The organism is Burkholderia sp. ABCPW 111, from assembly GCF_000773065.1.
GTDB lineage: Bacteria > Pseudomonadota > Gammaproteobacteria > Burkholderiales > Burkholderiaceae > Burkholderia > Burkholderia savannae.
Genome location: NZ_JPWT01000105.1, coordinates 1 through 22,709, shown reverse-complemented (window position 1 = coordinate 22,709; position 22,709 = coordinate 1). Strand labels below are relative to the sequence as shown.

Annotated in this window: 26 protein-coding genes and 1 pseudogene; 12 read left to right on the top strand and 15 right to left on the bottom strand. The window is 67.2% G+C overall.

What is annotated here, in order from left to right:
- Positions 1-21: 21 nt before the first annotated feature.
- A complete protein-coding gene (locus X946_RS35295) occupies positions 22-306 on the bottom strand; it encodes a hypothetical protein (protein WP_161788693.1) in 285 nt (94 codons plus the stop codon).
- Between the two features lie 87 nt (positions 307-393).
- On the opposite strand from X946_RS35295, the gene X946_RS24125 reads away from it, so the two are divergent.
- Positions 394-1,785, top strand: a complete 1,392-nt coding sequence (locus tag X946_RS24125) for an NYN domain-containing protein (RefSeq protein ID WP_081989997.1) — start codon at positions 394-396, stop codon at positions 1,783-1,785.
- A gap of 442 nt (positions 1,786-2,227) precedes the next feature.
- Here X946_RS24125 and X946_RS24120 read toward each other — a convergent pair whose 3' ends face one another.
- The 9 genes and pseudogenes from X946_RS24120 to X946_RS24100 form a co-directional block, all read right to left on the bottom strand.
- Positions 2,228-2,848, bottom strand: a complete 621-nt coding sequence (locus tag X946_RS24120; RefSeq protein WP_038753036.1) for an HAD hydrolase-like protein — start codon at positions 2,846-2,848, stop codon at positions 2,228-2,230.
- 316 nt (positions 2,849-3,164) lie between these two features.
- Entirely contained in the window at positions 3,165-3,818 is a 654-nt protein-coding gene (locus X946_RS32275) for a hypothetical protein (RefSeq protein ID WP_081989998.1), read from the bottom strand.
- A 53-nt stretch (positions 3,819-3,871) separates the two neighbouring features.
- Positions 3,872-4,186 carry an H-NS histone family protein gene (locus X946_RS32270; RefSeq protein WP_038753034.1) on the bottom strand — a complete coding sequence of 105 codons (315 nt, stop codon included), beginning with the start codon at positions 4,184-4,186 and terminating at the stop codon, positions 3,872-3,874.
- 18 nt (positions 4,187-4,204) lie between these two features.
- Entirely contained in the window at positions 4,205-5,005 is an 801-nt protein-coding gene (locus X946_RS24110; protein WP_038753032.1) for a Fic family protein, read from the bottom strand.
- Positions 5,006-5,060: 55 nt separating this feature from the next.
- Positions 5,061-5,294 (bottom strand): hypothetical protein, encoded by a 234-nt coding sequence (locus X946_RS24105; protein ID WP_038753030.1) that lies wholly within the window; start codon positions 5,292-5,294, stop codon positions 5,061-5,063.
- A 57-nt stretch (positions 5,295-5,351) separates the two neighbouring features.
- On the bottom strand, positions 5,352-5,633 hold the full coding sequence (locus X946_RS32265; protein ID WP_081989996.1) for a tyrosine-type recombinase/integrase: 282 nt from the start codon (positions 5,631-5,633) through the stop codon (positions 5,352-5,354).
- Positions 5,617-5,829: pseudogene (locus X946_RS32260) on the bottom strand (transposase domain-containing protein); the annotation flags it as partial. The pseudogene X946_RS32260 and the gene X946_RS32265, both read right to left, overlap by 17 nt.
- A complete protein-coding gene (locus X946_RS36425; RefSeq protein ID WP_222430152.1) occupies positions 5,796-6,107 on the bottom strand; it encodes a transposase in 312 nt (103 codons plus the stop codon). The gene X946_RS36425 and the pseudogene X946_RS32260, both read right to left, overlap by 34 nt.
- A gap of 509 nt (positions 6,108-6,616) precedes the next feature.
- Positions 6,617-7,879 (bottom strand): MFS transporter, encoded by a 1,263-nt coding sequence (locus X946_RS24100; RefSeq protein ID WP_081989994.1) that lies wholly within the window; start codon positions 7,877-7,879, stop codon positions 6,617-6,619.
- 199 nt (positions 7,880-8,078) lie between these two features.
- Between X946_RS24100 and X946_RS24095 the strand changes: the two genes are divergently transcribed.
- The 3 genes from X946_RS24095 to X946_RS24085 all read left to right on the top strand — a co-directional run bounded on the left by X946_RS24095 (position 8,079) and on the right by X946_RS24085 (position 11,152).
- Positions 8,079-8,804 (top strand): GntR family transcriptional regulator, encoded by a 726-nt coding sequence (locus X946_RS24095; RefSeq protein ID WP_038753026.1) that lies wholly within the window; start codon positions 8,079-8,081, stop codon positions 8,802-8,804.
- Between the two features lie 111 nt (positions 8,805-8,915).
- Positions 8,916-10,211, top strand: coding sequence for an MFS transporter (locus X946_RS24090; RefSeq protein ID WP_038753025.1), 1,296 nt, complete (start codon positions 8,916-8,918; stop codon positions 10,209-10,211).
- A 50-nt stretch (positions 10,212-10,261) separates the two neighbouring features.
- Positions 10,262-11,152 (top strand): amidohydrolase family protein, encoded by an 891-nt coding sequence (locus X946_RS24085; protein ID WP_038753024.1) that lies wholly within the window; start codon positions 10,262-10,264, stop codon positions 11,150-11,152.
- Between the two features lie 111 nt (positions 11,153-11,263).
- On the opposite strand, the gene X946_RS35530 is transcribed toward X946_RS24085, so the two are convergent.
- Entirely contained in the window at positions 11,264-11,512 is a 249-nt protein-coding gene (locus tag X946_RS35530; RefSeq protein WP_152611797.1) for a hypothetical protein, read from the bottom strand.
- Between X946_RS35530 and X946_RS24080 the strand changes: the two genes are divergently transcribed.
- The 7 genes from X946_RS24080 to X946_RS24045 all read left to right on the top strand — a co-directional run bounded on the left by X946_RS24080 (position 11,506) and on the right by X946_RS24045 (position 20,140).
- Complete coding sequence (locus tag X946_RS24080; protein WP_038753057.1) at positions 11,506-12,984, top strand: metallophosphoesterase; 1,479 nt, start codon at positions 11,506-11,508, stop codon at positions 12,982-12,984. The two genes, X946_RS35530 and X946_RS24080, sit on opposite strands and share 7 nt — an antisense overlap.
- Before the next feature lie 322 nt (positions 12,985-13,306).
- A complete protein-coding gene (locus tag X946_RS24070) occupies positions 13,307-14,782 on the top strand; it encodes a cytochrome-c peroxidase (RefSeq protein WP_235364057.1) in 1,476 nt (491 codons plus the stop codon).
- Between the two features lie 136 nt (positions 14,783-14,918).
- Entirely contained in the window at positions 14,919-15,779 is an 861-nt protein-coding gene (locus tag X946_RS24065; protein ID WP_038753020.1) for a class I SAM-dependent methyltransferase, read from the top strand.
- A 798-nt stretch (positions 15,780-16,577) separates the two neighbouring features.
- A complete protein-coding gene (locus X946_RS24060; RefSeq protein ID WP_038753053.1) occupies positions 16,578-18,113 on the top strand; it encodes a tyrosinase family protein in 1,536 nt (511 codons plus the stop codon).
- 10 nt (positions 18,114-18,123) lie between these two features.
- The gene (locus X946_RS24055) at positions 18,124-18,900 is read left to right on the top strand and encodes a copper chaperone (protein WP_226377290.1); all 777 of its coding nucleotides are present in this window, start codon (positions 18,124-18,126) and stop codon (positions 18,898-18,900) included.
- A 414-nt stretch (positions 18,901-19,314) separates the two neighbouring features.
- Positions 19,315-19,587: a hypothetical protein gene (locus X946_RS24050; RefSeq protein WP_038753018.1), complete on the top strand. Its 273-nt coding sequence runs from the start codon at positions 19,315-19,317 to the stop codon at positions 19,585-19,587.
- A 343-nt stretch (positions 19,588-19,930) separates the two neighbouring features.
- On the top strand, positions 19,931-20,140 hold the full coding sequence (locus X946_RS24045) for a DUF3079 domain-containing protein (protein ID WP_038753016.1): 210 nt from the start codon (positions 19,931-19,933) through the stop codon (positions 20,138-20,140).
- A 284-nt stretch (positions 20,141-20,424) separates the two neighbouring features.
- Here the strand turns inward: X946_RS24045 and X946_RS24040 are convergent, their stop codons facing one another.
- From X946_RS24040 to X946_RS24025, 4 genes are all read right to left on the bottom strand, one after another.
- Positions 20,425-20,934 carry a GNAT family N-acetyltransferase gene (locus tag X946_RS24040; protein WP_038753014.1) on the bottom strand — a complete coding sequence of 170 codons (510 nt, stop codon included), beginning with the start codon at positions 20,932-20,934 and terminating at the stop codon, positions 20,425-20,427.
- Between the two features lie 70 nt (positions 20,935-21,004).
- Positions 21,005-21,427 (bottom strand): DUF6691 family protein, encoded by a 423-nt coding sequence (locus X946_RS24035; RefSeq protein ID WP_038753012.1) that lies wholly within the window; start codon positions 21,425-21,427, stop codon positions 21,005-21,007.
- Position 21,428: 1 nt separating this feature from the next.
- The gene (locus X946_RS24030) at positions 21,429-21,863 is read right to left on the bottom strand and encodes a YeeE/YedE family protein (RefSeq protein ID WP_038753010.1); all 435 of its coding nucleotides are present in this window, start codon (positions 21,861-21,863) and stop codon (positions 21,429-21,431) included.
- Positions 21,853-22,200 carry an ArsR/SmtB family transcription factor gene (locus X946_RS24025; protein WP_038753008.1) on the bottom strand — a complete coding sequence of 116 codons (348 nt, stop codon included), beginning with the start codon at positions 22,198-22,200 and terminating at the stop codon, positions 21,853-21,855. The genes X946_RS24030 and X946_RS24025 overlap by 11 nt, the downstream gene beginning before the upstream one ends.
- 176 nt (positions 22,201-22,376) lie before the next feature.
- Between X946_RS24025 and X946_RS35770 the strand changes: the two genes are divergently transcribed.
- Entirely contained in the window at positions 22,377-22,514 is a 138-nt protein-coding gene (locus tag X946_RS35770; RefSeq protein WP_038753006.1) for a hypothetical protein, read from the top strand.
- Positions 22,515-22,709: the final 195 nt, after the last annotated feature.

Sequence of the window (22,709 nt, the reverse complement as noted above, 5' to 3'; positions counted from 1 at the left end):
CTCGGTCACTCGGTCGCGCCGTTACGCCGTTACGCCGTTACGCCGTTGCGCCGTCGCGCCGTCGCGCCGTCGCGCCGTCGTGCCGTCGTGCCGTCGTGCCGTCGCGCAATCGCGCCGCCGCTCCATCGCCTCCGAGCGCACGACGCCGCGCGCTCGAACGATGCCGCCCCCCACAAACGTGCGCGAAACGCGCCGCGCATTCGCGTCGGCGCGCCACGACAAGCGCGCGTGCCGCGCATTCTTTGGCCCACCGTTCGCACCGCCGCCCGAGCCCCCGCGCACATCGCCGCGCACGCCGTCGAACACGCGGATTTCCGCGCGACCGCGCCGACCCGCTATCATGTGCGCCATCCTCGATCGCACGATCGACCCGACACTCAGGTTGGAGACCCCATGGCCTTACCCCAGGACAGCGTCAACATGGCGCTCTTTTGCGACTTCGAAAACATCGCGCTCGGCGTGCGCGACACGAAGTTCGAGAAATTCGACATCAAGCCCGTGCTCGAGAAGCTGCTGCTCAAGGGCAGCATCGTCGTCAAGAAAGCGTATTGCGACTGGGATCGCTACAAGACGTTCAAGGCGGCGATGCACGAAGCGAGCTTCGAGCTGATCGAAATCCCGCACGTGCGGCAGTCGGGCAAGAATTCGGCGGACATCCGGCTCGTCGTTGACGCGCTCGATCTTTGCTACACGAAGGCGCACGTGGACACGTTCGTCATCATCAGCGGCGATTCGGACTTCTCGCCGCTCGTGTCGAAGCTGCGCGAGAACGCGAAGCGCGTGATCGGCGTCGGCGTGAAGAACTCGACGTCGGATCTGCTTGTCGCGAACTGCGACGAATTCATCTTCTACGATGACCTCGCCCGCGAGCAGCAGCGCGCGCTCGCGAAGCGCGACGCGCGCAAGGCCGAGGCGGGCGCGAAGCGCACGGCCGACGACGACAAGCACCGCAAGCACGACGGCGACGCGCGCAAGGCGGAAGCGATCTCGCTCGCCGTCGAGACGTTCGACGCGCTCGCGTCCGAGCGCGGCGAGAGCGGCAAGATCTGGGCATCGGTGCTCAAGAGCGCGATCAAGCGGCGCAAGCCGGATTTCAACGAGTCGTACTACGGCTTCCGCGCGTTCGGCAACCTGCTCGAGGAAGCGCAGGCGCGCGGGCTCCTCGAGATCGGCCGCGACGACAAATCGGGCACGTTCGTGTTCCGCTCGATCCAGCCGGCCGCCGTCGAGACGATCAAGCCCTTCGAGACGGCCTCGGCCGCCGAGGAAAACCACGCGGGCGCGAAGCCGTCCGGCAAGAAGGGGCACGGCAAGGGCCGCGGCGCGAAGAAGCGCGTGCCCGAGCAGATGCCGCTGATCGTCGAGCCGGGCGCGGAAAGCCACGCTGCGAGCCTCGATGCCGACGCCGAGATCCTCGGTGCGGACTTCGCCGAGACGCGCGAAACCCGGCGCGAGCGCGCCGCGGATGACGCACGCGAGGCGCACCCGGCCCGCGAAGCGCGGGATGCGCACGAGCCGCACGGACCGGCCCGCACGCACGAGACGACCGAAGCGCAGGAAACCGAAGCGGCGAAGCCCGCGCGTTCGCGCGTGCGCAAGGCCCCGGCGAAGAAAAGCAAGCCGCGCGCGGCCGAAGCGGCGCCGGCCGCCAAGGCCGATGCGGATGCGGCCACCCCGGTCGCCGCCGGCGAACCAGCGGCCGAAGCGGCGCCCGCGAAGGCTCCGCGCAAGTCGACCGCGCGCCCGCGCCGCCCGCGCAAGACCGCGGGCGCGAGCGAGTCATGAGCGACGCGTGACAGGCGGCCGCGCGGGCGCGACTCGCGACTCGCGGCGCCCGTCGGTCGGCGATCGTCCGCAGGACGCGGGACGCGCGAGCGACCGAAACCGCCGATCCTGTCGCATCACTGGGGTCGCCCATGCTCGCCCATACGGCGCATCAGGGTGACGCGTCGGCCCCGGCGTGCCGCGTCGTTCGTCACCGCCGCGACTTGGCGGAGCGATCCCGGGCGTTAGACGGCGGTGCGGTGGTGCGGTGGTGCGGTGGTGCGGTGGTGCGGTGGTGCGGTGGTGCGGTGGTGCGGTGGGATGGTGGGATGGTGGGATGGTGGGATGGTGGGATGGTGGGATGGTGAGGCGTTTATGCAGCGCGACAGTGAGACGGCGAGGCCCGCCCTCCACGCCGCGCGCGATTCACGCCGCATCGGACCGGCGCGGCGACATGAGCGCGCTACAGCGCCAGCAGTTCCTCCGGCCGCTCGATCAACGGCAGTCCACAATGCGCCCGCAGCGCCTGCGGCGCGGTATAGCCCCACGCGACGCCCCTGAACGCGATCCCGGCGTTGTCCGCGGCCTCGGCGTCGCGCACTTCGTCGCCGACGTACAGCACGTCGGCGCGCGCGAACCCGCTTGCGCGCGCGAGCAACCGCAAGCGCCGCGCCTTGCCGAACAGCGAAATCCCGCAACTGAAATGCCGGATGTGCGCGCACGTCGCCGGGCCGGCGATCGCACGCACGACGGCCTCCGAATTCGACGTCGCGACGGCGACGCGCGTCCCCCGTTGCGCGAGCGCGCGCAGCGTCGCGTCGATTCCCGGAAAGAGCCGCACGTCGGGCGCGCGCGCCTGCATCCGCCGCCGCATGTCGGCGGCGATGCGCGGCACTTTCCACTGCGGCACGCCGAGCAGCTCGACGATCTCGCGGGCCGACATCCCGCGCACTTGCGGCAGCAGCGCGTCGTCGATCGCGCGAAAGCCGTGATGCCGCGCGGACTCGGACAGCGCATGAAGAAAGCACGCGAGCGAATCCGCGAGCGTGCCGTCGAAATCGAAGGCGATGAGCTTGTAGCCCAAGTTTTCCTCGTGATGCTTATCGTGGCCGAAAGGAAATTGCCGGCGAGACAGGGCTCGCGATTGTGTCACGAAACACGCCGACGGCTAAATCGCGACGAAGCGATCGGATGCTTCGAGCGCTTCGAGCACTTCGAATACCTCGAATGCTCCAAACGCTTCGGATGCTTCGGATGCTTCGGATGCTTTGGATGCGATCAAATCGGCAGCATGATTGCCTCGGACGTTCCACTTAAAAATCTCAGAAACCTGTCCGAACGAGTGAGGCCACCTCTTAGGGGCCTTCGTGTGTAACGTAGTGGCGCGCCATCTCGGTTTCCTAGGTGCCGACCTGGTCAGCACTAGCCTCACAATCGTCCCAGTACCGTAACGGATCGAGATGTTGCGGATAGCGTAAGCTGAGCCACCCTGAAAGCCGAGCCCAATCCGGATGGTTGCTGCCTGTCAGTGAGGACCAGATCGAGGAACGCTCGAGAATCTGCCCGGTGGCGCGATCGCGGACCAGCAAGCTGCCCATCCCGGTCGAACTGTTCGACTGTGTCTCGACCAGATAACGTGGCAACAGCCGCAGCTCGGCATCCTCGGCCCAGCCATATACTGCTCGCACCACGTTCGACGGATCTCGCAGTTCAATGGGGCCAGTGGCCGGACGAATGGCCTTCCATCCTTCAGGAAACTCGGCAACAACCTCGTGGCCAGTTTCCCTAACCCATCTCACCCGTAAAATGTGCGCTATCGCCTCGCACAAGTGAGACAGCGACGCGTAGCCGGCGGGCAAAGCGAACGCGTTCGGTAGCGTGATCAGATTGTCTTTCCAGAGCCGGGTTTCGTCATCGGCACGCTGGACCGTATCGAGCGCGCTGGCTTCGAATGGATTCACCGGCCGGCCGGACACGCTCGTGTTCCCGCTTGGTAATCCCGCAAAAAGACGCTCGGCGTCCTGACGGGTAAGTTTTGGTTTCCCGCGTCTCATGAGATCTTTGTACAGCTCCTTTCCTATCAATGGTCGAAGAGCGGTTACCCTACTCAGATGGCGAGCAGGTCGGGCTGAATTAGGAACACTGCAGGATCGTTACCGAGCCATGCTGGCTGTCGCCCCCTGCCAGACCAGGTTTTCCCTGTCGCCGGGTCGCGGTACTTCGGAACAGCCGACATGCGCATCGAGTTGCGCTTATGCACTTTCTCTTGCAGATCCAGAACGCTGAGATCGAACTCCTTCATCAGTGCCTTGATCTGTCCGATCGCCACTTCACGTTCGGCTTCGCGGGCGGCGTTGATTTGCGCATCCAGTGCCTCTCTTTGCGCAATTAGAGCTAGGTAGCCTGTCGGTTTGGAGTTCATGTTCTCTCTTTTCCTCCTTTACATCCGAAAACCCGGCGTCGTCGCAGGCGTATCCAGCGCGGAGGCATGACGCAGCCCGAGCACGTCGAGATACGTGTCGAGCGAGCGCTGCACTGATTCGGCGACCAGGCGCGTGATGTCGCCATAATCGCCACTGACGCAGGCTTTGTCGAGCGAGTCGTAGTAGGCAAGTCGATCCTCTTTGCGGATGATCGCGGGCGGATAGCCCGCCTTCATCAACTCGAAGTTGAGCAGCAGCCGTCCCGCCCGCCCGTTGCCATCGACGAACGGGTGGATCTTCCCGAATCGCGTATGCAGTTCCGCCGCCCGCTCGACCGGATGCATGTCGCTGGTCGCCTCGTACCAGTCGATCAGCGCGGCCATTTCGGCAGGCAGATGCCTGAAGTCAGGCGGGGTCGTGCTCGCGCCCGCGATCACGACGTTCTCGCGGCGATACCGGCCCGCCTCTTCGGCGTCGATGCCTTTCAGCACCAGACTGTGGATGTTGCGGATCTGCCATTCCGACAGTGTTTCCGCCTTCGACACGATGTCCTCGACATAGACAATTGCGTCGCGGTGGTTCGTCGCCTCGAAGTGCTCGCGAAGTGACTTTCCACCGACCGTGATGCCTTCGAGCACCACCTTGGTTTCCCGCAGTGTCAGCGTGTTGCCCTCGATCGCATTCGAGTGATACGTCCACTCCAGCAACAGCTTTTCGCGCAGCGATGCAACCGTGTGCGGCGGCAGCGGGCGCGCAGCGTCGAGCGTCGCCTTGTCGGCGTCGATCATGTTCAGCAGCGCGGCAGTTTGATTCGACATTTGCTTCTCGAAGCGAGGTTCATTGAGGAACAGTACCTATCCCCATTAGGGGTGGTCAAAAGGGCTTTCGTTTTTTCTGCCATTGCAGGATCTCGAGCACGTACGATCGGCCCATATCGGGCATTGTGCGTGCGTCAGGGGAGCCGTCCGGCAGAAGCCACTTATCCAGCGTGCGAACGGCAATACTCAGCCGCGCGGCGAACTCCGCCCGCGTCATGCCCAGTCGATCCATCGCCACGCGTAGCAGTTCCTGCTGGGGAAGTTCCGCGAGATCTTCCTTGGTTGTCATGCGTCTCTTTATCGGTCAAATTCACTTCCGACTTTATATCCCCATCGGGGACAACAATCAATCCTCTTCGAACACCCCGCCGAGATCGGCCATTGCGTGGCACCGGGCCGTCTTCGATACTTCCAGATAAGGGGCCACATGATCGAGGTGGGAATGACCCAGCAGAAGCTGAACGGTCTCAATCGGATGCCCTTGGGCGAGTAGTCTGGTCGCGAACGTGCGACGGGCGCTGTGACTGGAGTAGCCCCGACCGAACCCGGCTGCTCGATATAGTGTATGCGGTCCACGAACGACGCCCCTCTGAGAGGGTGGCCGAAGCGTTCGGCTTGCGGCCCACACCTTCGCGACTCGGCCGCTTTACCGCAGCAGCGGTGACCATATCGGCCGAGCCTTCGTCGGCCTGCAGGTCTTCCAGCCGCAATTCAAGCTGCTCGATCTGGCGATTCAGCTTCTCCGATTTTCTACCGAACTGCATCCGGCGCAGCTTGGCGATCGTCAGCTTCAGGTGTTCGATCTCGATCGCGCGCGACGAGACACATCCAGCGTTTGCGGCAGAGCGTGGTTTGGGACGTCTTTCGCTTGCAGATCGACCACCTCAACAGGCAGCAGCGCGACGCTTGGTATCGGCGTTGCGCGTTGCGCTTCCAGTAAGCTCCTCCGCCACTGCGCGACCATATTGGCGTTCAAGCCATGCGCACGGGCTACTTCGGCAATTGAACGATTCGGATCGTTCGCTTCAGCAGCAACCGCTTCCCGAAACTCCTTCGTGTAATTCCTCGATCCCGGTTGTCTTCCATGCACTACTGGCTTCATCGATCTGATTCCCATTACATCTGATGGGAATCAGATCGCCTATGCCGCACTCTCACGAACAGACGGTACATGTCGAGCGCTTACGCACGGTGTCCGCTCGCTCCTGGATCACATGCGCCGTTTGGACCATCCTCGGAATATTCGGCATCGTCTTTTCCGTGTGTCGGCGCTACCGGCGTTTTCCTATCCTTTATCGAGGCCAAGCATTGCCTTTAACGTTGCCGTCGCGAGCTCTGGGGCGACTTTCGCTGCAACATCAAGACACCATTTGCCGACTCCGGCCAAATGACCGATGACAGACGGCACATCCCCATTCCTCGCTGCAAATCCGGCACTTGCGACCTTCGCAACTTCCATATCTTGCTCCGCCGTAACCGCCTCTGCTTTCATGGCGGAACGTAGTCGATCCAAATCATCTGCGAGCGTGTTGAGGTCGCTGGCTCGAAGTGACCTGCCCCCTTCACGCGCGCCCGGACCGCCCGAGACGCCGTCGCCGCGTCACGCGGCGCTCAAGCCGCGACGCCCGCGCGCGGCCGCCGGCCGAGCGTCGTCGCGACCGCCAGCATGCCGACGCCGAGCGTCGCGAGACACACGACGGGCACGAGCATCGGCGCGCTCGCGCTGCCCGCGACCTTGCCGACGTACGGCATCAGGTTCTGCGCGAAGAAACCGCCGAGATTGCCGATCGAGTTGATCGCGGCGATGCTGGCCGCGGCGCGCGCGCCGGTGAAGAAACGCGGCGGCAGCGACCAGAAGCACGGATACAGCAGCGGGATGCACGCGCCGCCCAGCACGAGCGCGGCGAAGCGCAGCGGCAAGCCCGGCAGCGCGAGGCTCAGCGCGAAACCGGCGACGCCCGCGCCCGCGACGAGCGCCATCGCCTTCAACACGATCCGCTCGCGCTTGAGCCGCGCCGGCAGCCACAGCAACAGCAGCGCCGAGATCGCCCACGGAATCATGTTCAGCAGCCCGTTCGTCGACGGCGGCACGCCGCTGCTCTTCAAGAGCGTCGGCAGCCAGTACGTGACGCCGTACAGCGACGTCGACATCAGCATGTACGCGAGCGCGAACATCAGCACGCGCGGATCGACGAGCGCGCGCCACGGCGATTCGGACACCGCGTCGGGCGACGCCTCGCGCTCGAGCGCGGCGAGCACGAGGCGCTTCTCGTCGTCGGACAGAAACGTCGCGCGCTCGACCGACTCCGGCAGGAAGCGCAGCGCGACGAGCGCGACGGCAACGGCAGGCAGCCCCGTGGCGACGAACACCCACTGCCACCCGGCGAGCCCGAGCCGGCCGTCGAGCGACAGCAGCAGCCCGCCCGCGAGCGAGCCGAGCATGTTCGCGAGCGCGCTGCCAAGCGTGAAGAAGCCGAGCACGCGCGTGCGGTGGCTTTGCGGAAACCACAGCGTCAGGTAATAGATGACGCCCGGATAGAAGCCCGCCTCCGCGACGCCGAGCAGAAAGCGAAACACGTAGAAGACGCCCGTCGAATGCGTGAAGCCGAGCAGCACCGTGATCGCGCCCCACGTCATCATGATGCGCGCGAGCCAGAGGCGCGCGCCGAACCGGTGCAGCGCGAGCGTGCTCGGCACCTCGAACAGCAGGTATCCGATGAAGAACAGCGAAGCGCCGAGCCCGTACGACGCCTCGGTCATCCCGAGCGCGTGCACCATCTGCAGCTTCGCGAAGCCGACGTTCTGCCGGTCGATGAACGCGATCAGGAACATGATCACGAGCAGCGGCATCAGCCGACGCGCGATTTTCGTCATGACCGCCCGTTCGCGGGTTGAGGACTCGTCCACCTGCTGTCTCCTGGTTCAAAATTCATATAGATGATTGGTTGAATAGTGGAATGCGGCAATGCGTAATAACCCGCGTCTCACGTCGGAATTTAGCGGCACTCATCGGGTTTTCACCGATTCGCCTCGCCACAAGTCATGCAAACATATAGATGAATTGGGAGAAACCATGCACGCCACCGACGACCGTCTGCCCCGTTATCAGCGTCTGCGCGACGAGCTGGCCGCGCTCATCGCCGCCCGGCACTGGCGGCCGGGCGAGGCGATCCCGACCGAGCAGGCGCTCGCCAAGCGCTACGACGTCGCGATCGGCACTGTGCGCAAGGCGGTCGACCTACTCGTCGCCGACGGGATGCTCGAACGCTTCCAGGGGCGCGGCACGTTCGTGCGGCGCGCGAGCTTCGACAGCTCGCTGTTCCGCTTCTTCCGCTTCCAGAGCAGGCATGGCGAGCGCCGGATACCGGAGAGCCGGGTCCTGCGCCGCGAGATCGTCGAAGCGCCGTCGGCCGTCGCCGCCGCGCTGCAGATTCCGAGCCGCGAACCGGTGATCGAAATGACGCGCCTGCGGCTGATCGACGGCGCGCCGATGCTCGCCGAGGAAATCTGGCTGCCTTACGACCGCTTCGCCGCGTTCGCGCGGCTCGAGCTCGACGCGATCGGCGACTTGCTGTACCCGGTCTATGAAGCGCACTGCAACCAGATCGTCGCGTCGGCGACGGAGACGCTGACCGTCGAGGCGATCGGCCCCGTGCATGCGCGCCTGTTGCGCATCGAGCCGGGCACGCCCGCCGTCGTGATCGAGCGGCTCGCGTACGGCTACGACCGCCGGCCGCTCGAATGGCGGCGCTCGCGCGGCCCCGCGAGCGAGTTCATCTATCAGGCGGAGATCCGCTAACGCAAACGGCGCAAGCGCACCGACACGCGAACGCGCGCATGCGCGCCGACGGGCGAGCGCCGCGAACCGCGGCGGCGCGCCGCAACGCCCGTCGGGCAACAGGAGACGACAGTGTTCAAATGGTTCGGCACGATCTCGGCCCGGGAACGGCGCACGTTCTGGGCCTGCTTCGGCGGCTGGGCGCTCGATGCGCTGGACGTGCAGATGTTCAGCCTCGTGATTCCCGCGATCATCGCCGAATGGTCGCTGTCGCGCACGCAGGCGGGCCTTGTCGGCGGCGCGACGCTCGTCGCGTCGGCGATCGGCGGCTGGGCGGCCGGCATGCTGTCCGACCGCTTCGGCCGCGTGAGAACGCTGCAATGGACGATCGCGTTCTTCTCGGTCGGCACGTTCCTCTGCGCGTTCGCGACGAGCTATCCGCAGTTCGTCGTCCTGAAAACGCTGCAGGGCCTCGGCTTCGGCGGCGAATGGGCGGCGGGCGCGGTGCTGATGGCGGAGACGATCCGCGCCGAGCATCGCGGCAAGGCGATGGGCACCGTGCAGAGCGCGTGGGCGCTCGGCTGGGCGGCGGCCGTGCTGCTCTATGCGCTCGCGTTCTCGCTGATGCCCGCCGAGCTCGCGTGGCGCGCGATGTTCGCCGTCGGCCTGCTGCCCGCGCTGCTGATCGTCTACGTGCGGCGCGGCATCGTCGAGCCTGCGGCGGACGCATCCGGAGCGCGGGCTGCGCCGCACGCCGCCGCGGCTCCGCTCGTCGGCATCTTCGCGCGGGACACGTTGCGCATCACGCTGATCGGCGCGCTGCTCGGCGTCGGCGCGCACGGCGGCTACTACGCGCTGATGACGTGGCTGCCGACGTATCTGAAAGCGGAGCGGCATCTGTCGGTGCTCGGCACAGGCGGCTATCTGGCCGTCATCATCTTTGCGTTCTTCTGCGGCTGCGTCGCGAGCGCGCAATTGCTCGACCGCATCGGACGGCGCCGCACGATCCTCGCGTTCTCCGCGTGCTGCGTCGCGACCGTGATCGCCTATCTGTTCCTGCCGCTCGGCAACGCCGCGATGCTCGTGCTCGGCTTTCCGCTCGGCTTCTTCGCGGCCGGCATCCCGGCGAGCATGGGCGCGCTCTTCAACGAGCTGTATCCGCGCGGCACCCGCGGCACGGGCGTCGGCTTTTGCTACAACTTCGGACGCGTCGCGTCGGCCGGCTTTCCGGTGCTCGTCGGCCACATGTCGGCGGGCATGCCGCTCGGCACCGCGATCGGCATCGACGCGGCGATCGCGTATTCGATCGTCGTCGTCGCGGTGCTGATGCTGCCCGAGACGCGCGGGCGCACGTTCGACGAGCGCGCGAACGCCGCTGCCGGCGCGGGAACCCGCGGCGTCGCCGCGCCGCGCGCGCAGCATCGCTGAAGGCGCGGCGGATTCGGGCGGCAGATTCACGGCATGAGGAGCATCGAGCGTTGAGCGAGCAACAGGGAACGGCCCGCGCGCCCATAGCGGCGATCCGGGATGAAGCCGGCGGCATCGTCGGCGTCGACGCGCACGCGCACGTGTTCGAAACGGGGCTGCCGCTCGCCGGGCGCCGCCGCTACGCGCCCGATTACGACGCGACGCTCGACGCGTACCTCGCCCAGCTCGACGCGCATCGCGTCTCGCACGGCGTGCTCGTGCAGCCGAGCTTTCTCGGCAGCGACTGCCGCTACCTGCTGCGCGCGCTCGCGCGGCAGCCGCGGCGTCTGCGCGGCGTCGCGGTGATCGACGCGGGCCGCGCGCAGGACGAGCTCGACGCGCTCGATCGCGCGGGCATCGTCGGCATCCGGCTGAATCTGATCGGGATGCCGGACCCGGCGCTCGACGGCCCCGCATGGCGCGCGACGCTCGAGCGCGTCGCGGCGCTGCGCTGGCATGTCGAGCTGCACGCGCAAGCGCACCGGCTGCGGCGGCTGATCGCGCCGCTGCTCGCGCATCGCGTGAACGTCGTCATCGATCATTTCGGCCGCCCGGACCCGGCGCACGGCATCGCCGACGCGGGCTTCCGCGATCTGCTGCGCACGGCCGCGACGCGGCGCGTATGGGTGAAGATTTCCGGCGTCTACCGCAACTGGCCGCTCGCGCCCGACGAAGCGGCAGCCCGCGCGCGCGAAGCGTTCGATGCGCTCGAGGGCGAATTCGGCGCGCAGCGGCTCGTCTGGGGCAGCGACTGGCCGCATACGCAGTTCGAGCGAACCGAAACGTTCGGCCGCGCACTCACGCTCGCGCAACGATGGATGCGCGACGACGCGATGCGGCGCGCGATCTTCGTCGAAACGCCCGCGCGGCTGTTTCGGTTCGGTGAGAATCGGGGCGCGTAACGGCGATCGATCGGCAAGCGTGGGCGGTCGATGTGTCGCGATGCGTGGTGTGCGGTGCGTGGTGTGCGGTGCGTGGTGTGCGGTGCGTGGTGTGCGGCGCGCCTCAAAGGCTCACTCACGTTCGCGCCGCCCTTGCTTTCGACCCTTGCTTTCGACCCTTGCTTTCGGCCCTCGCCCTTTTGCCCTCGCCCTTTTGCCCTTGCCCTTGCCCTTGCCCTTGCCCTTGCCCTTGCCCTTGCCATCGCCATCGCCATCGCCATCGCCATCGCCATCGCCATGCGATGATGTCACGCCGCCTTCACATTTATTACATCGGCCATGCGTACTTTTACGTCTTTCCAACGGAAACGACCATGCCACGACCGATTCTTCGCCGCGCCGCCGCGCTTCTGCCTGCGCTCGCGGGCGCCACGCTGTTCCACGCCTGCACGAGCAGCATCGATAACCAGCCGGACGCCGCGAGCGCGCCCGCGAACATCCAGGCGGCGTGGGTCGAGATCGGCGACGCCAACCAGGCCATCGCCCGCGTGATCACGAGCTACGCGCCGCCCGCCGCGGCGTCGGCGGAGCCTGCGCCCGCCGTCTGCCCGCAACTGAGCGCCGACGGCAAGATCGCGCGGATGACGCTGCGCGTCGCCGCGGGCACCGCCGCGCAACGCCCGACCGCGAGCGATCCGGCCGATTCGAAGCCGTCGAGCTTTTCGGTATCCGTCTGCGAAACGGCACTGCCCGCGAACGCGAAGGACGTGACCGTCGCCGGACGAACGCTGCCGCTGCCGAAGGCCGAGCCGCAGCGCGTGGCGATCATCGCCGACACCGGCTGCCGGATGAAGAAGGCCGACAACGCATTCCAGGCGTGCAGCGACGCAACCGTGTGGCCGTTCGTGACGATCGCGGCGAGCGTCGCGAAGCTGAATCCGGATCTCGTGCTGCACGTCGGCGATTATCACTATCGCGAGAACGCGTGCCCGCCAGACATCGCCGGCTGCAGGAACAGCCCGTGGGGCTACGGCTGGGACACCTGGCGCGCGGACCTGTTCGAGCCCGCCGCGCCGCTCTTCGCGAAAGCGCCGTGGGTGGTCGTGCGCGGCAATCATGAGGAATGCGCGCGCGCGGGCCAGGGCTGGTTCCGCTTCCTCGATCCGCGCCCGTACTCGGACGCGCGCTCGTGCAACGATCCCGCGAACGACGGCAACGCGAATTATTCGGAGCCCTACGCGGTGTCGCTCGGCACCGGCTCGCAGGTGATCGTGTTCGATACCGCGAAGGTCGGCCGCGCGGCGCTGAAGACGACCGACACGCAATTCCAGATCTACCAGAAACAGTTCCAGACGGTGGCCGCGCTCGCGAACAGGCCCGGCATGTCGACGACGATCTTCACGAACCATCATCCGATCCTCGCGTTCGCGCCGATCCCGGGCAGCACGCCCGCGCCGGGCAATCTCGCGCTGCAGTCGGTGATGTCGAGCCTCTATGCACAGGCGTACTACCCGCCCGGCGTGCAGGTCGCGCTGCACGGCCACGTGCACGACTTCCAGGCGATCAACTTCGCGTCCGGCCATCCGGCGACGATCGTATCGGGCAACGGCGGCGACAACCTCGACGTCGCGCTGCCCGATCCGTTCCCGGCAAACCTCACGCCCGCGCCCGGCGTCGTCATCGACAAGCTGTCGCACAACAACAGCTTCGGCTTCCTGATCATGGAGCGGCGCGCGTCGCCCGCGCGCGGCTGGACGTTCAAGGCGTACACGGCGGCGGGCAAGCTGCTCGCGACCTGCGACCAGGCGGGCACGACGCTCGCATGCGACAAGACCGGCTTCGTCACGCCGTGACCGGCCGCAAGCGACGCGCGGCGACGCGGCGTGCGCCCGCATGCGCGGAACGCGCGCGGCGCGCCGCGCCGGCGCGCGCGCCGAAAGCAGGCGCCGTCGATACCGTCGCCCCGCATGCGACGGCGGTGCCGGCCGTGGCGCGATTCGGCCGCGCCCCCGCGCATCGTCGGGCGGCGCACGTTAAACCACCGGCATTCGCCGCCCGGCGCGCGCTCGAATTCGACGAGCGCGCGCCCGCGATGGCGCTTGCCGATCCGTCGGCCGGCGCAGCCGACGCGGCGCGACCGCCCCGTTCTCACCGCACATCCCGCTCGCTCGCACGATGAAGAAACATCGCATCATCCCGGCCATCGCGCGCGCCGCATGCGGCGCGCTCGTCGCGTGCGCATCGGTGATTGCCTTCGCGTCCGGTTCGGCGGCGACGAACACGATGAGCGCGATTCACACGACGGCCGCGACGGGCGCCACTAGCACGACGAACGCGGCCGATACGAAAATCACGCCCGACACCGCCCCCGCCGCGCCCGCCTCGCCCCGCTCGGCGGCGGCGACCCTGCTTCCCGGCGCGCCGCCGCAGCGCGTCGTCGGCACGATTGGCCGACACACGCCGCAGGTCGCGTCGAAAGTCGATCCGACTGCGGCGGTGTTCCGCCCGGAGCCGGCGCTCGTCGCGCTCGGCAAGCGCGTGTTCTTCGATGCCCGGCTGTCGCAGCCGCGCGGCACGTCGTGCGCGAGCTGCCACGATCCGGGCCGCGCATTCGCGCCGACGCTGTCGAGCGCGGCGCTCGCCGGCCCGCGCGTGCCGCAGGGCAGCCGGCCCGGCCGCTTCAGCAGCCGCAACGCGCCTTCGCTGCTGTACGTGCGCTATGTGCCGCGCCGCCACTTCTATCAGGACGACGACGCGCTCGCGCCCGCGCCGTTCGGAGGCCTTTTCTCGGACGGCCGCGCCGATACGCTCGCCGAGCAGTTGCGCGGCCCGCTCTTCGATCCGAACGAGATGAACAACGCGTCGCCCGCGGCGCTCATGCGCAAGATCGACGGCACCGAGCTCGGCGCGGCGCTCGCCGAGCGCTTCGGCCCGTCGGTGCGCCGCGATCCCGAGCGGATGGTGCGCGCGCTCGGCGAAGCGGTGCAGGCGTATCTGCAAAGCGACGAAATGGCGCCCTTCTCGTCGCGCTACGACGCATACGTGACGAAGCGCGCGCCGCTCACGCCGCAGGAACTGCGCGGGCTTGCGCTCTTCAAGAATCCGGACAAGGGCAACTGCATGAGCTGCCACACGCTGTCGGACACCACGAGCCGGCCCGAGCGCTCGCTCTTCACCGACTTCGGCTACGACGCGATCGCGGTGCCGCGCAATCGCGCGCTGCCCGCGAACCGCGATCCGCGCCGCTTCGACAACGGCCTGTGCGACACCGCGGCGAAGCTGCGCTGGCCCGGGCCGACGCAATGGTGCGGCTACCTGCGCACGCCGGGGCTGCGCAACGTCGCGATCAAGGAGACGTTCATGCACAACGGCGTGTTCGACACGCTGCGCGACGCAGTCGCGTTCTACAACACGCGCTCGACCGATCCGGCGCACTGGTATCACGGCCGCGACACGTTCGACGACGTGCCGCCCGCGTATCGCGGCAACATCAACGTGAATTCGACGCCGATGAATCGCCGCCCCGGCACGCCGCCCGCAATGACGGACGCCGACGTCGACGATCTCGTCGCGTTCCTGCGCACGCTGACTGACGCGCGCTACGTCGAGCTGATGCCTGCCGCGCTCGACGGAAAAGCGGCGCGGCCGTGACGCTCGCCTGAACGGGCCGCCCCGATCCTCGCGCCGTCAGCGGCGCAGCGAGGATCGCGCCCCCGCTTGGGGCGGCGCCGCACGATCGATACACTGTGACGTACCGACGAAATTCGTCCACGGAAGGGGGAGCGTCATGCCGAACCAATCGATCGCAGCGCCGGACAGCACCGCGGTGCGCGTCGCGCTGTGGCGCGCGTTGCACGTCGAGATCGATGCGCCGCCGCACGTGCTCGACGACGAGATCGGCCTGCAGTTGGCCGCGCCGGACGAAGGCTGGCGCAGCCGGCCGGACATGGATGCGCAAGCGACGCGCGGCTACCGGGCGTCGATCGTCGGCCGCGCGCGCTTCGTCGAGGATCTGGTCTGCGAGCAGGCCGCGCATGGCGTGGCCCAGTACGTCGTGCTCGGCGCGGGTCTCGACACGTTCGCGCAGCGCAGGGCCAAGCTCGCGTCGCATCTGCGGGTATTCGAGGTCGACCAGCCCGCCACGCAGGCGTGGAAGCGGCAGCGCCTGATCGCGCTCGGCTATGGCGTGCCGGACTGGCTGCGGCTCGTGCCGGTCGATTTCGAGGCGGGCGGCGTCTGGCGCGAACAGTTGAAGGCGGCCGGCTTCGACGGGGAACGGCCGGCCGTCGTGTCGTCCACCGGCGTCTCGATGTATCTGACGCGCGACGCGATCGCCGACACGCTGCGCCAGATCGCGACGCTCGCGCCCGGCTCGACGCTCGCGATGACGTTCCTGCTGCCGCTCGAACTCATCGACGATCCCGCCGAGCGCGCGCAGCACGAAGCCGTCTACGCGCGGGCACGTGCGGCGGGCACGCCGTTCGTCAGCTTCTTCGGCCCGTCCGAGATGCTCGCGTTCGCCCGCGAGGCGGGATTGCGCGAGGCCCGGCACGTGTCGACCGACGATCTCGTCCGGCGCTATTTCCGCGGCCGGACCGACGGCCTGCGGCCGTCGAGCGGCGAGGCGTTTCTCGTCGCGACGACGTGACGCGTGCGATCGGGGCGCGGGCGTCGCGGCGAGAGCCGATCGAGCCCGTGCTCGAGCCGGTGGCCCGGTTGCGCCCTGCTCGCGTTCAATTGGATGCGGCTCGGTGATCGTCGCGACGCGCATCGCGACATGACATCGGAAACGCTCTGAGAAAATCCGCCGCGACTCGATACGATTGGAGCGCGCGACGCTTGCAATCGGCTCATCGACGATCTCGACCGGGCCGGTTCGACGCACTTCGTTTTAACTGTTTACCGAAGAGATCGATCTTTTCGATTCCTCGAAACCCGCTTCCTGCGCCGGCTCATCGAATCGAATTTCGCCGGCGCCGCAGCTCGCCCGCTGCCCCGATTCGAGATCCCCGCGACGCCCGACGACGCCCGACGAAACACGGCCCGATCCGCAACGAACCCGCTCGCGTGGAATCCCCGAGTGGAAAACACCAATCTTCTCGGCAAAACCGGCATCGCCCAGAATCGAATCGATCCGATCGAATCGCCAATTTTCCGCAACATCTCATTTACCCATGAAAACGGACAGAAAATGAACTAGCATTTTCATGGCGACGGCCCGATGCCCAAAACCAGAAAACGAAGCCGGAACTCGTTGCCTCGACAAAGACCGGCGCTTTCCGTGCGAGCCGAATCGCCGTTTGAACAATGACCAACAATTAACGTGACCTTCCTTTCCATCGGATAACGCTTTATCCATTTCAATTGATCGATAGTCGTTTGGACGATCGGATTCGACCAATCCGATCGCGGCATGCTGCACGCTTATAAAAAAGGGGAAATCAGCATGACTTACTTACGTCAAAACATCTGGGATCTGGGTGCCGACTGGGCCGAGCCGATTCTCTGGTACGCACGCGGCGTCAAGGCGATGCAGGCGCGCGCGCTCGACGATCGGGCCAGCTGGCGTTTCTACGCGGCCATCCACGGATTCCAGAAGGACCTGTGGCAACGCGTGGGCTACCTGAACGCGCACGACAAGATGCCGAGCACGGCCGATTACCAGACCTTCTGGAGACAATGCCAGCACGGCAGCTGGTACTTCCTGCCCTGGCATCGCGGCTACCTGCTCGCGTTGGAGGCCGTCGTGCGCGACGAGATCGCGAAGCTGCGCGGGCCCAAGAACTGGGCGCTGCCCTACTGGAATTATTTCAAGCCGGGCCAGGATCTTCTGCCGAAGGCCTTCGCGTCGCCCGACTGGCCGGACGGGAAAGGCAACAATCCGCTGTACGTGAAGCAGCGCTACGGCCCGTACAACAACGGCGAAGTCTACGTGCCGACCCAGTGGATCAACATGAACGCACTCGGCGATCCCGATTTCGAAGGCGTGGCGAGCGGAGGCAGCCCCGGATTCGGCGGGGTGGATACGGGCTTCAGCCATAGCGGCCGGGTGCACGGCGGAATCGAGACGCAGCCGCACGACGCGGTGCACGGCATCGTCGGCGGCAAGAATCGGGCGACGGGCCTGCCCGGATTGATGTCCCACCCCGACATCGCGGGCCTCGACCCGATCTTCTGGCTGCACCACGCGAACATCGACCGGCTGTGGGAAGTCTGGCGAAGGAATCCCCCGGCTCACGTCGACCCGACCGCCGTGAATTGGCTGAAAGGCCCGGCCGCCATCGGCGAGCGGCCTTTCAAGATGCCGATGCCGCACGGAGACATCTGGACCTACACGCCCGGCGAAATGAGCGACCTGTCGAAGCTCGGCTATGCTTACGATGACGTATCGGCGCCGACCGCGACGCCGCTGACGGCCGCACGCGTGAGCCGCCTGCGCGCGCAGGCGACGGCCGAAACGCCGCAGGAGGACTTCGCCGTGACCGATCCGAAGATCGTCGAGCTGTTCGGCGCAAGCGACCAGCACGTCCCGGTGGCGGGCTCGGAGGCGCGCTCGTCCGTCACGCTCGACGCCGGCGTGCACCGCAAGCTCACCGCCAATCTGGCGGCGACCGCGGCCGCGACATCATCGACGCCCGACCGCATCTTCCTGAACCTCGAGAATGTCCGCGGTCTCGACGACGCGACCGTCCTCAACGTCTACATCAACGTTCCCGAAGGCGAGGACCCCGCGAAGTATCCCGACCATCTCGCCGGCTGCGTCGCGCTCTTCGGCGTGAGCAAGGCGACGGTGGCCGAGGACGGACACGCGGGCGACGGCGTGACGTTCGTGCTCGAAATCTCGCACGTGATCGATGCGCTGCACCTCGCCGGCGCGTTGCCGCCGTCCAAGCTCGACGTGCGGCTCGTCGCGGCGACGCCGGTGGCCGAAGAGTCGCAGGTGAGCATCGGCCGCATCAGCGTGTATCGGCAGAGCACGTGACGCGGGGCCGATGATGAAGCTCGCCGAGCGACGGCTCGACGCGCCGCTCGTCGCGCTCGCGTCGATCAGCGTGATCGCGTGGTCCGCGTTGATCGTCGGCGCGGGCGGCCTGATGCCGCCCGCGCTCTGCGCGATCGCGGGCGACTGGCGCGTGCCGCTGTCGACCTGGCTGCGTCTCGCGTATTTGTCGAACTCGCCGGCGAAGTTCGCGGCCGATTCCGTGCTGATGGTCGCGGCGATGATGGCGCCGCTCGCCGCGTCGCCGCTGCGGCATGTACTGGAGCGCAGTTTCGCGCGCCGCCGCACGCGGGCGGCGCTCCTCTTCGTCGCCGGCTACGCGGCCGTCTGGCTCGCCGCGTGGATCGGCTTGCAGATCGCCGCGATCGCGCTGACCTGGGCCGCGCCGGGCGCCGTCGCGCGAATGAGCGCCGGGCTTGCGCTCGCGCTGCTTTGGCAGGCTTCGCCCGCCAAGCAGTGGTTCCTGAACGTCTGCCATCGCCGGCCGCCATTGGCGGCGTTCGGCATGGCCGCCGAACGCGACGCGCTGCGCTTCGGGCTGGCGAGCGGCGCGTCGTGCGCGGGGAATTGCTGGGCGCTGATGTTGCTGCCGCTGCTGGCCGGACCGGCGCACGTGCCCGCGACGATCGCGGTCATGGGCTTCATCGTCGCCGAACGGATCGAACGGCCGGCGACGCCCGCATGGCGATGCCGCGGCCCCGGCAAGGCCGTGCGCATCGTTTCGGCGAGGGTGCGCGCGACGCTGGCTTCGCTGCGCTTGCCCGTCTGACCTTCTCGGACGCACGACCGCGGATGCCCCGCTCGCGGAAAGCGCGGCGCTTCGCGTTCGTCATGCCGCCCTCGCAACCGCGCCGAGGTTCCATTGCCGCCGAGAAGGCCTCCGGCCTCCGGCCGACGATCGACGCCGCGCATGAGATTCGTTCGTCGCTGGGCCGCTCCCCGCCTCGCCGCATTCATCGGCATCGAACGCTGCGCGGCTGAACGAACCCGTCTCGCCTGAGCGTGCGCCCCCCTTTTCGCGCCGCGTTCTCCTCACTGCGTTACCGCGTGGGTCCCGCGCCGCGCCGCATTCCAACTGCCGGCGCCCTTCGCGCCCCAATTCGCACCCTATTTAATGCAGTTGCACATACGACAAATACTGGATAAATTAACAGTACTGTGTTTTTAGCCAGTGAGGTGTCAAATGGAGCACCTGATTCGCATCGTCAACGATACCGATCGCCAAATCCTCGCCTGGCTGCGCAGCCAGGTCGGCGACGAACGCGTGGAGCGCGCGGCTCGGCACATGGGGCGCGTCCGCAAGCCTTATTTGTCGGCCGTTTGCCGCTACCTGGGCGTCTGGCCGCCGATCTCGCTGCGCAAGCCGCCCCGGCGCGCCGAAATCGATCACACGGTGGGTGACCGTTACTTGACGCTGATCCGCCAGCACCTCGCTGCGCAAGCCGCAAGCCGGTAAGCGCCGTGTCCGGCGTCGACCGACGCAGTCGACACGGACAACGCGGATCGACGCCGCGCGGCCGCCGCCGGCGCGACATGCCGCAACAGGCAGCGACATGCCGCAACACGGTGCAACGCCGCGCGACGCGGCGTCGCACCGTGCGATTCGATGCGCGACATCAAGGAACGCGCGTCGCCCGCTCGACAAAATATGCTGGTCGCGGCGACAGAAATCCTGTCAGCTCACCACGCACGAAGTCGTGCGCGCGTCGCGCCTTTCCCAGCCGTCTACCCCGCCCGCCAAGGCGCCGTCTGACATCGCCGCCGCGACACCCTCCAACGCATTTTGCGAGGCCCCCGGCATGGCGAAGAAATTTCCGCTGCATCCGAAACACCCCGAACGCAATTGCTGGGGATGCGATCGATATTGCTCGGTCGACGCGCTGTCATGCGGCAACGGCTCCGACCGCACTCAACATCCGATCGAGTTGCTCGGCGACGACTGGTACGAATGGGAACAGGAGAACGAGGCGGCGCAGCAACAACGGCAGCAAACGCAAGCAGCCGCTTGATGACGCCGCGCCGCGATCGTGCGAGCCCGCTTGGAATCGCTCGATGAAATGGACCGCTGCCGCCAGACATCGGGAAATGCGCGTTCCCGGCAATCACAGCGCCGGCGTGTGCCGACCGTCATCCGGCGTCCGCCCGGCCCGAATCGCGCAATAGGAACGAGCACGGCGAAGAGCGCCGGGCGATAGAGGTCGCGCGAACAACGCGCAACGCGACATCGCCGAAACGCGGCCGCGACGCGACGACACAAGCCGTCGGGCGCGCCTGACCACCGCACATGCTGCGCTCAACGAAGCAACCGAACCATGTGCTGCTCGTCATAAAACCGATCGCCGACACGCATCGCACGCCGCTCGACGCCGAACGTCTCGAAGCCGAGCGACGCATACAGCGCCTTCGCGAGTTCGTTTTCCGTGTTCACGCATAGATTGACCTGAGCGATGCCCCAATCGCGCGCCGCGTGCGTCAACGCGGCGTCGATCAACTGTCGCGCGAGCCCGGCGCCTCGATGCGCGGGCGCCACGAACACGCCCCAAAGCGTCGCCTTATGGCCGACCTGCACGAGCGCATCCCTGCGCACGCCGGCGATGCCAATCAATTCGCCTTCGGCGGCCAGCGCGCCGAACACCGCCTGCGTGTCCGACGCGCGAAGCCGCGCCTCCACTTCCGCCGTCGATCGCGCCGCTTCTTCGTCGCGCGTCGGCCATACCGCGCTCGGCGACGCATCGATCGCGGCGAGACGCAAGGCCTTGAACGCGGCGGCGTGAACGGGCTCGAGCAAACGGATAGCGATCATCGGGCAGTCGAAGGCAGAAACAGGAAGACCCCGATTCTACGCATTCCCGCGCCTCTCCGGCGCGCGCCGTTCAACGCCCGGCCCCGGCGCGTTCGATCCCTTCGAACGCTGCCATGCCGATCAGCATCGCCGCGACGAAGCCGAACGCCTTCGCGCCGCCCAGGCCGAGCGACACGACGGCCGGCCCCGGACAGTAACCGACGAGCCCCCAGCCGACGCCGAACGCCGCGCTGCCCGCGACGAGCCTGGGCGTGACGGCCCCGCGCGGCGGGATCTGCATCGGCAGCCCGAGCAACGAGCGCTCGCGCCGCTTGGCGAACGCGAATGCGACCGAGCCGACCGCGATCGCGCCTGCCATCACGAACGCGAGCGACGGGTCCCAGTTGCCGGCAAGATCGAGAAAGCCCTGCACCTTCGCGGGATTCGCCATCCCGGACACCAATAAACCGGTGCCGAACAGCAAGCCGGACAGGAATGCGAACAACACGCTCATGTCACCCTCCGAACACGTGGCGCAGCACGAACACCGTCGCGATGCCCGCCGCCATGAACACCGCCGTGGCGACGATCGAGCGCAACGCGCCGCGCGAGATCCCGCACACGCCGTGTCCGCTCGTGCAGCCGCCCGCATAGCGCGTGCCGATGCCGACCAGCACGCCGCCGGCGATCACCCTGGCCCAGCCCGCGTCGACGACGGGCATCGAGAACCAGTCGAGCGCGCTCGCGACGAGCGCGGCCGCGATCATGCCGGCGAGAAACGCCGCGCGCCAGCCCGCACCGCCGCGCCGGCCGGCGAGCAGCCCGCCGACGATGCCGCTGATGCCGGCGATGCGGCCGTCGAAGAGCACGAGCAGCGCGGCTGCGGCGCCGATCATCAGGCCGCCCGCGAACGAGAGGCCCGGCGTGAAATGAACGAGATCAACGGCCACGGCGCTTCCCCTTCTTGTTCGTTGCACAGAATTGCTCGTAGAGCACGGACATGATCGCGATCGCCGGCTCGCTCGCGAGCGCGTAGTAGACGTTCTTGCCGTCGCGCCGCGTTTCGACGAGCGCGCTCTCGCGCAGCACGGCGAGCTGTTGCGACAGCGTCGGCTGGCGGATGTCGAGCCGCGCTTCGATGTCGCTCACGCACAGCTCGCCGCATTGAGCAAGCTCGCACATCATCAGCAATCGATCCGGATTCGACAGCGCCTTCAGCAGCGCGCAAGCGGCGTCGGCCGACGCGCGCATCCCGGACAGTTCGATCGACGAACCGGCAGCACCCATCGCCTCACCTCCACAATCTACAAAATAACATTATATATTTTTACATAATGAATGGCGAGAACGCAAACGCTGCGCGATCGTGTCGCGGCGTTCGATTCGGACCGTTAAGCGAGGCTTAAGCGCACGCCCGGCACAGTGGCGGCACGCGAAACCGCAGCCCGCATCGAAGAAACGACATGAAACGCATTCTCATTTTTCTGCTTTGTCTGAGTGCGCTTGCCGCGGCCAGCGGATGCGCGACGCGGCAGACCGTCGCCGATTCCTACGTCGACGGCCCGCACCCCGCGCACATGGGCCGGCCGAACTGGCTTTGAGCCGGCGCCCGATCAGCCGGCGGGCCGAGCGGCGACGCACGCCGCATCGCACGTGGTGCGCCGCCATTTGCGCGGCCACGCCCCGGCCTTAAGATTGGTTCATCGCAGGAAACCGTGGAGGGTTTTCGAGCGATTGCATAATCTGACACCTGATTTTAAGGATGTCGGAGGAAGCAATTGCTCGATCGAAAGGCA

Coding starts and splice junctions, on each gene's coding strand:
- X946_RS24125 (WP_081989997.1), top strand. CDS start 394: ATGGCCTTACCCCAGGACAGCGTCAACATGGCGCTCTTTTGCGACTTC.
- X946_RS32275 (WP_081989998.1), bottom strand. CDS start 3,818: ATGAGACGCGGGAAACCAAAACTTACCCGTCAGGACGCCGAGCGTCTT.
- X946_RS32270 (WP_038753034.1), bottom strand. CDS start 4,186: ATGAACTCCAAACCGACAGGCTACCTAGCTCTAATTGCGCAAAGAGAG.
- X946_RS24110 (WP_038753032.1), bottom strand. CDS start 5,005: ATGTCGAATCAAACTGCCGCGCTGCTGAACATGATCGACGCCGACAAG.
- X946_RS24105 (WP_038753030.1), bottom strand. CDS start 5,294: ATGACAACCAAGGAAGATCTCGCGGAACTTCCCCAGCAGGAACTGCTA.
- X946_RS36425 (WP_222430152.1), bottom strand. CDS start 6,107: ATGAAGCCAGTAGTGCATGGAAGACAACCGGGATCGAGGAATTACACG.
- X946_RS24100 (WP_081989994.1), bottom strand. CDS start 7,879: ATGACGAAAATCGCGCGTCGGCTGATGCCGCTGCTCGTGATCATGTTC.
- X946_RS24095 (WP_038753026.1), top strand. CDS start 8,079: ATGCACGCCACCGACGACCGTCTGCCCCGTTATCAGCGTCTGCGCGAC.
- X946_RS24080 (WP_038753057.1), top strand. CDS start 11,506: ATGCCACGACCGATTCTTCGCCGCGCCGCCGCGCTTCTGCCTGCGCTC.
- X946_RS24070 (WP_235364057.1), top strand. CDS start 13,307: ATGAAGAAACATCGCATCATCCCGGCCATCGCGCGCGCCGCATGCGGC.
- X946_RS24065 (WP_038753020.1), top strand. CDS start 14,919: ATGCCGAACCAATCGATCGCAGCGCCGGACAGCACCGCGGTGCGCGTC.
- X946_RS24060 (WP_038753053.1), top strand. CDS start 16,578: ATGACTTACTTACGTCAAAACATCTGGGATCTGGGTGCCGACTGGGCC.
- X946_RS24055 (WP_226377290.1), top strand. CDS start 18,124: ATGATGAAGCTCGCCGAGCGACGGCTCGACGCGCCGCTCGTCGCGCTC.
- X946_RS24050 (WP_038753018.1), top strand. CDS start 19,315: ATGGAGCACCTGATTCGCATCGTCAACGATACCGATCGCCAAATCCTC.
- X946_RS24045 (WP_038753016.1), top strand. CDS start 19,931: ATGGCGAAGAAATTTCCGCTGCATCCGAAACACCCCGAACGCAATTGC.
- X946_RS24040 (WP_038753014.1), bottom strand. CDS start 20,934: ATGATCGCTATCCGTTTGCTCGAGCCCGTTCACGCCGCCGCGTTCAAG.
- X946_RS24035 (WP_038753012.1), bottom strand. CDS start 21,427: ATGAGCGTGTTGTTCGCATTCCTGTCCGGCTTGCTGTTCGGCACCGGT.
- X946_RS24025 (WP_038753008.1), bottom strand. CDS start 22,200: ATGGGTGCTGCCGGTTCGTCGATCGAACTGTCCGGGATGCGCGCGTCG.
- X946_RS35770 (WP_038753006.1), top strand. CDS start 22,377: ATGAAACGCATTCTCATTTTTCTGCTTTGTCTGAGTGCGCTTGCCGCG.